The organism is Caulobacter sp. SLTY, assembly GCF_009905535.1.
Taxonomy (GTDB): domain Bacteria; phylum Pseudomonadota; class Alphaproteobacteria; order Caulobacterales; family Caulobacteraceae; genus Caulobacter.
Map to the genome: position 1 here is coordinate 53,124 of NZ_JAAALA010000027.1, position 6,238 is coordinate 59,361.

At 64.1% G+C, this 6,238-nt stretch carries 5 protein-coding genes; 3 read left to right on the plus strand and 2 right to left on the minus strand.

The annotated features are described in order from the left end of the window. Window positions 1-133: 133 nt before the first annotated feature. Window positions 134-1,510 (plus strand): methyl-accepting chemotaxis protein, encoded by a 1,377-nt coding sequence (locus GVN21_RS15255; protein ID WP_346764275.1) that lies wholly within the window; start codon window positions 134-136, stop codon window positions 1,508-1,510. A 41-nt stretch (window positions 1,511-1,551) separates the two neighbouring features. On the opposite strand, the gene GVN21_RS15260 is transcribed toward GVN21_RS15255, so the two are convergent. Next, a complete protein-coding gene (locus GVN21_RS15260; protein WP_166575612.1) occupies window positions 1,552-2,235 on the minus strand; it encodes a hypothetical protein in 684 nt (227 codons plus the stop codon). 309 nt (window positions 2,236-2,544) lie between these two features. On the opposite strand from GVN21_RS15260, the gene GVN21_RS15265 reads away from it, so the two are divergent. After that, the gene (locus GVN21_RS15265; protein WP_166575613.1) at window positions 2,545-2,904 is read left to right on the plus strand and encodes a DUF6481 family protein; all 360 of its coding nucleotides are present in this window, start codon (window positions 2,545-2,547) and stop codon (window positions 2,902-2,904) included. Window positions 2,905-3,174: 270 nt separating this feature from the next. On the opposite strand, the gene GVN21_RS15270 is transcribed toward GVN21_RS15265, so the two are convergent. Then, a complete protein-coding gene (locus GVN21_RS15270) occupies window positions 3,175-4,245 on the minus strand; it encodes a histidine kinase dimerization/phosphoacceptor domain -containing protein (RefSeq protein WP_166575614.1) in 1,071 nt (356 codons plus the stop codon). A gap of 458 nt (window positions 4,246-4,703) precedes the next feature. Here GVN21_RS15270 and GVN21_RS15275 point away from each other — a divergent pair, with 458 nt between their 5' ends. Next, complete coding sequence (locus GVN21_RS15275; RefSeq protein WP_166575615.1) at window positions 4,704-5,552, plus strand: hypothetical protein; 849 nt, start codon at window positions 4,704-4,706, stop codon at window positions 5,550-5,552. The last annotated feature ends 686 nt before the right edge of the window (window positions 5,553-6,238 follow it).

The window sequence follows — 6,238 nt, forward strand, 5'->3', positions numbered from 1 at the left end:
CGACTTTCCGCAACGGTCGGCAAGTCCTCATTTTGCGTATCTTTGGTAGCTCAATCTGGGCACTGCTACCTTAAGGCGTCTTTAAGCATCATCTCCGAAGTTCGGGGCGATTGATCCAGTTTAGGGGTGACACGTGTTCGGACAATCGAAGCCGAAGTCCGTCGACTCCGGCGCCGCGGCCATTATCGAGGCCCTGTCGCGGTCCCAGGCGATGATCGAGTTCACGCCGGACGGCCATATCCTGCGGGCCAACGACAACTTCTACCAGGCCATGGGTTACACCGCCGAGGAGGTGGTCGGGCGCCACCACAGCCTGTTCGCCGAGCCGGCGTTCGCGGCCAGCGACGAGTACCGCGAATTCTGGCGCACCCTGAACAGCGGCCAGTTCGTGGCGGGCAAGTTCCACCGGCTGGCCAAGGGCGGGCGGGAGGTCTGGCTGCTGGCCTCCTACAACCCGGTATTCGAGGCCGAGGGGCGGCTGTCCAAGGTGGTCAAGCTGGCCAGCGACATCACCGAGGCCGAACAGGCGGCGGCCAGGGCCGAGGCCGAGCGCCGGGAGGCGCGTGAGCAGCAGGCTCATGCGGTCGAGGCCCTGGGACAGGCTCTGGCGGCGGTGGCCAAGGGCGACCTGACCTATCGCATCGACGGGCCCTTCCCGGCCGAGTACCGCCAGGTGCAGAGCGACTTCAACACCGCCGGGGACACCCTCAACAAGACCATGGCCGCCATCGTCGAGGCTGGCGACTCCATGCGCGGCGGGGCCGGCGAGATCAGCATCGGGGCCGACGACCTGTCGCGCCGCACCGAGAGCCAGGCCGCCCGGCTGGAGGAAACCGCCGCCGCGCTGGACGAGATCACCGCCACCGTCTCGCGCACCGCCGAGGTGTCGAAAAAGGCCCAGGGCTTTGTCGATCGGACCAGCGAGCGGGCCACCGCTTCGGGCGAGGTGGTCTCCGGCGCCATCGCGGCCATGCAGAGGATCGAGGCCAGCGCGGGCCAGATCGGCCAGATCGTCGGGGTAATCGACGAGATCGCCTTCCAGACCAACCTGCTGGCCCTGAACGCGGGGGTCGAGGCGGCGCGGGCCGGAGACGCCGGGCGCGGCTTCGCGGTCGTCGCCCAGGAGGTGCGGGCCCTGGCCCAGCGCTCGGCCGAGGCGGCCAAGGAGATCAAGGCGCTGATCGCCACCTCGGGCCGAGAGGTCGGGTCGGGGGTCGAGCTGGTCGGCAAGGCCGGCGAGGCCCTGACCCAGATCGCCGCCGACGTCGGCTCGATCACCGAACTGGTCGGCGAGATCGCCGCCTCGGCCGGTGAGCAGGCCGGCGGGCTGGCCGAGGTGAACACCGCGGTCAACGCCATGGACCAGATGACCCAACAGAACGCCGCCCTGGTCGAGCAGAGCACCGCCGCCAGCCATGCGCTGGCCGAGAAGGCGGCGGAGCTGGCCCGGCTGACCGGGCAGTTCCAGGTGGGAGCTCGGGAACCGGACCGGCGTCGCTGGGCGGCTTAGATTCGCGCTGACAGGTCGAAGACAGCGTGGGACAGCTAGTGCTAGGGGCGCAACCGGTCCCCCTTCACCGCCAGCCAGATGACGTGGCTGGCCTTGCGGCGGCCGGGGCCGGCTTTGACCTTCAGTTCCTCGACCGCGAACCCCGCCTGGCGGACGCGTCTGCTGAACACCGCGTGGGGGGCCGAGGACCACACCGCCAACAGGCCGCCGGGGGTCAGCGCCGCCTTGGCGGCGGCGAGGCCGGCGGGATCGTAGAGGCGGTCGTTGGCGCGGCGGGTGAGGCCTTCGGGGCCGTTGTCCACATCCAGGACGATGGCGTCCCAGCCACCCTGCCCTATCGCGGCGGCCACGTCGGTGACCGCGACGGTCACGCGGGGATCGTCCAGGCTGCCGGCGTGGATGTGGGCCATCGGGCCGCGCGCCCAGGCGACGACCTCCGGCACCAGCTCGGCGACGGTGATCCGCCCGTCCGGAAACGCCGCCAGAGCCGCCCGCAGGGTGAAGCCCATGCCCAGGCCGCCGATCAGCACGCGCGGGCGGGGCCGCCCGGCCAGACGGGCGGCGGTAAGCTCGGCCAGCGCCTCCTCCGAGCCGCTGAGGCGGCTGTTCATCAGCTCGATGCCGCCGTCGGCCATGATGGAGAACTCCTGGCCGCGCTGCATCAGGCGCAGGGTTCCGCCGCCGCCGGGCATGCTTGCGGTGTCGAGGTGGAGCCAGGGGATCATGGCGCCGGTATAGCGCGAACCGGACCGATGTGGACGCCCCAAACGTCGCGGGCCACCCTGCCGCCGCAGGCCGCGATCTGCGCTACTCCAGAAGATTTTCAGCAGATCATCGAACCCGCTGCCAAGAATATCTGCGGATTTCCTTGCCTTTGGGCCTGAAAAGACCCACCCTTGGGCCTCGCACATTGCCCCGCTTAATCGGGGCGGTGACTTTCCGACGACTTGGCGACACCGATAAGCCCTGAGGGTTTTTCTGGCCGCCGCGATGACGGCGCCGGCCTCTTCGCACCCTCTCCGACCAAGGACCTGATGAAAAACGATCTGGGCGACAGCTTCGCCGACCGCCAGAAAACCGCCGCCGAAGCCAAGCAGGCCCTGCTGGCCCGCTTCAAACCCAAGCCCACCGTCACCGACCCCGACCTGAAGCCCCGCGCCGAGAAGCGCGCCGAAGAGCTGTTGAAGGTGCGTGAGGACCGGGCGGTCGAGAAGGCCGCCAAGAAACAGGCTCAGGCGGACGCGATCGCCGCCGATGCAGCCGCCCAGGCGGCGGCCGAAGCCGCGGCCCTCGACGCCAAGCGCGGCGAGCGCAAGGAGCGCAAGGCCCTGACCAAGGCCGAGGCCCAGGCGGCGCGGGATGCGAAGTACGCGGCGCGCAAAGCGCGGCGGTAACCCGCTGAACCCTTCTTCTGCTTGCCGGGAGAAGGTGGCGCGCAGCGCCGGATGAGGGCAGCGCCCCTCCCAAAAAGCCGTCACCCTAGGCCTTGTGCCTAGGATCCATTTTACCGCCGCTCTCACGGCAGGGTGGAGGCGCGGCCGCGCCTCCATGGCAAACGTTCACGGCGGCCGATCCATGGATCCTAGGCACAAGGCCTAGGATGACGGGTATATTTGCCGGGGTGGGCGCCCTGTGCGCCGACACCGTGCCGCCACCGGTCGACCTCAGTCCAGCGCGTCTTCCCGCGCGAAGTGGGCGGTGACCCGCATGCCCTGCCCTGGCGCGGTTTCGATCTCGACGCGGGCGCGGGCGTTCTGGCGCAGGGACTGGACGATCAGGTTGCTGAGCTTGCCCGGGCGCGGCCAGACCACGCCCTCGGCCAGGCCCACCCCGTCGTCTGCCACCACCACGCGGCAGCCGGTTTCCTCGACCAGGCATTTGAGGGTGATGGTGCCGCCCTGGTCGCCGAAGGCGTGTTTCAGGGCGTTGGTCAGCAGTTCGTTGACCACCAGACCGGCCGGCAGGGCGACGTTGATCGACACCAGCCAGCTGTCGACCTCCAGCTTCAGGTGGATGCCCTCGACCGCATGGGCCTGCATCACCGCCGAGGCGATTCCGGAGAGGTAGGTCCCGAGGTCCACCGTGTCGCCTGCGGTTTCGCCCGACAGGGAGCGGTAGAGCAGCGCCATGGCCTCGATCCGCCCGGCGAGGCGGTCGAACCGGTCGTCGTGGGCCGCGTCGGCGGTGGCCTTGGAGACGTTGCGGGCCTCGATGCGGATCAGGGCGGTGACCATCTGGAGGTTGTTGGCCACCCGGTGCTGCAGCTCGCGCAGCAGCACGTCCTTGTCGCGGATCTGTTGTTCGTAGTCGGTGAGGTCGAGGTCGCCGCGCTCGGTGGCGGCGACCAGGGCGATCATCCGGAACACCGCCTGGCCGGTCTCGTCCTGGATCAGGTTGCTCCACACATCCACCGCCTGGGCCGGGCCGTCGGCCCCGAAGGCGAAGGCGCCGAGGTAGTCGGTCTCCTCGGTCACCGCCTGAGCCAGCAGTCGCCCATCCCGGGTGGCGGCGCCCGTGAGGGCGGTCCACGGCTGGCCCTCAAGCGCGGCGGCGGTCAGGCCGGTGAGGCGCTCGAACTCGAGGTTGGCGTAGGTGATGTGCTCGTCCGGCCGCAGGCTGGAGATCGCGACGGCGAAGGGCGCCTGGTCGAGGAACTGGCGGAACTGGTCGGATTCCAGGACGTGGGCCAGATCGGTCGTGGCGAGCAGGCCGGTGGGGTCGTCCGGGTCGGACATGGGGTACTCTACTGGGGTCTTGGCGTGGGGGCCGGGGACTGAGGTCCTGGCATAGCGCGGAGGGGTATCGAGGGCGAGAGGGCGGCTTCTCATTGAGCGGGAACAAATTAATGCATACTGAACGGACTCCGAAGGACATGACCTAGCGGTCTCGCCAGTTGGCCCGAAAAACCAAGTAAAATCGGAATAGCGTCTCAGAAGATTCAAGCGTGGAAGACACTACGGAGCTCCCAGCGTGGGGCGGCCACCGGACAGTTGTTTAAGCGCGCCGACCTCGGTGAGCCCCAAGACAAGATGAGCAGGAAGGCCGCAGACGAATTAAGCTAGCGCCCTGCCACCAGGAATTCACCGCTCGCCAACACCGCAACTCACCGCTACAGTTGGGTTGGTTTCGCGCGGGGGGGCGCAGGCGTATGGTTGGTAGCGCTGATCTCGAAATAGAGCCTGCGGAACTCCGCTTGGTGGTCGAGTTGCACCACGGCGACCAACCAATCGCGCTAGACGACTTAGCGGACAGCTTTTCAGCACTATCCTCATTATATCAGCGCCACTACTCAAACTCTGAAGACGCAATATCAAAACTTTACGTAACGCGAGTCTCGTCAGGCAGTATTATTGCGGAACTCGCCCCATACGCTCCATTCTTCGGCCAAGCAATGACTGCAATCGGCCACTCCGTGACCGTAGCGGATTTCACCAAACGGCTGGGGTCAGGCCTTAAATCCTTCATCAGTCCAGACCAGTCGCAATCTAGGGCGAAGCCGTCGGCGGACTCAGAGTATTCCCCGGACCAGAAAGACGCTCAGCAGTTGCGCGAGTTCATCAAACCGTTGGTTGGGAAATCGGGGGCCTCGCTTAAAATTCAAAGAGCGCGGTTTGAGAAGATCGAGGGAAATCGCGCCACCTATATCGAATATGAATTTTCGGAATCCGAACTGAACCGGGCAAGCATCAATATGGATCGGGCTTTATCTATAGAGTCCGACACTATTCGTGGACACTATACAAGGCCGCACTTCGAGGTGATGCTATTTTTCGATAGTGCAAGCCGTGGACCTGGAAAAGAGCGGGGGCGGACTCGAGACTATGCTGTTGTTCCTGAAATTTCACCTCGAGCACTTCCCGTCTATTTCAGAACAGGGGTCGAGGGAAATACCAAAGAAGCGATGGTGCGAGGAGAGACCAATCCCCTTACCGACGTTGCTTATATTGTGGATCTCCATGCACAAATGATCGACGACGAACCAAAGGGTTACATTGTAACCAATGTTCACAACAGCCTGCCGCTTGCCCAAGACGGTGCCTGAGCATGACCAAACGCCTACCCACCCTCACTAAACCGGACGTCTTCATCATAGAGTCGCTGAACATTCCCGACGAAGAACATCGCAGAGAAGGAGAGATTATTTTCAGGAGCCTAAAGATGTCTGGAAAAAATCCTATATATAGATATCTCAGGACAAGAACAGAACTTGAGCATTTCGTAAAGGAATTTAAGGAAAGCTCTTATCGATACCTACATGTATCATGTCATGGCGACATCGATAATTTTGCCACTACTTTTGACGACATGGACAATGAAGAGTTCTCGTCCATTCTCGGTTCGTGCTTAGATGGGCGCCGCCTTTTTCTCTCAACGTGCCTGGCCGCCACGTCACCATTCGCGAAGGCCCTATTTTCTAAGAGCTCCTGCCATTCAGTAGCAGGCCCAGCAGGCAAGATAGCCTTCGACGACTCAGCCGTCTTTTGGACCGGATTCTACCATCTTATGTTTAAAGAGAACGCGCGACTTATGACTAATGCGAACGCTATACTTAACTTGACAAAATGCGCCCAGTTGATTGATCGACGTTTTCACTATTTTTACCAAGATAAAACCAAGAAGTTCTACAGCAAAGCGCTCCCAAAGAGAGGCTGACGACGAACTGCGAGGGCGGCGGCTAAACACCCGTTTGAATCCCCTTCCCCCCTCCCCGCCCCGCCGCTAATCTCC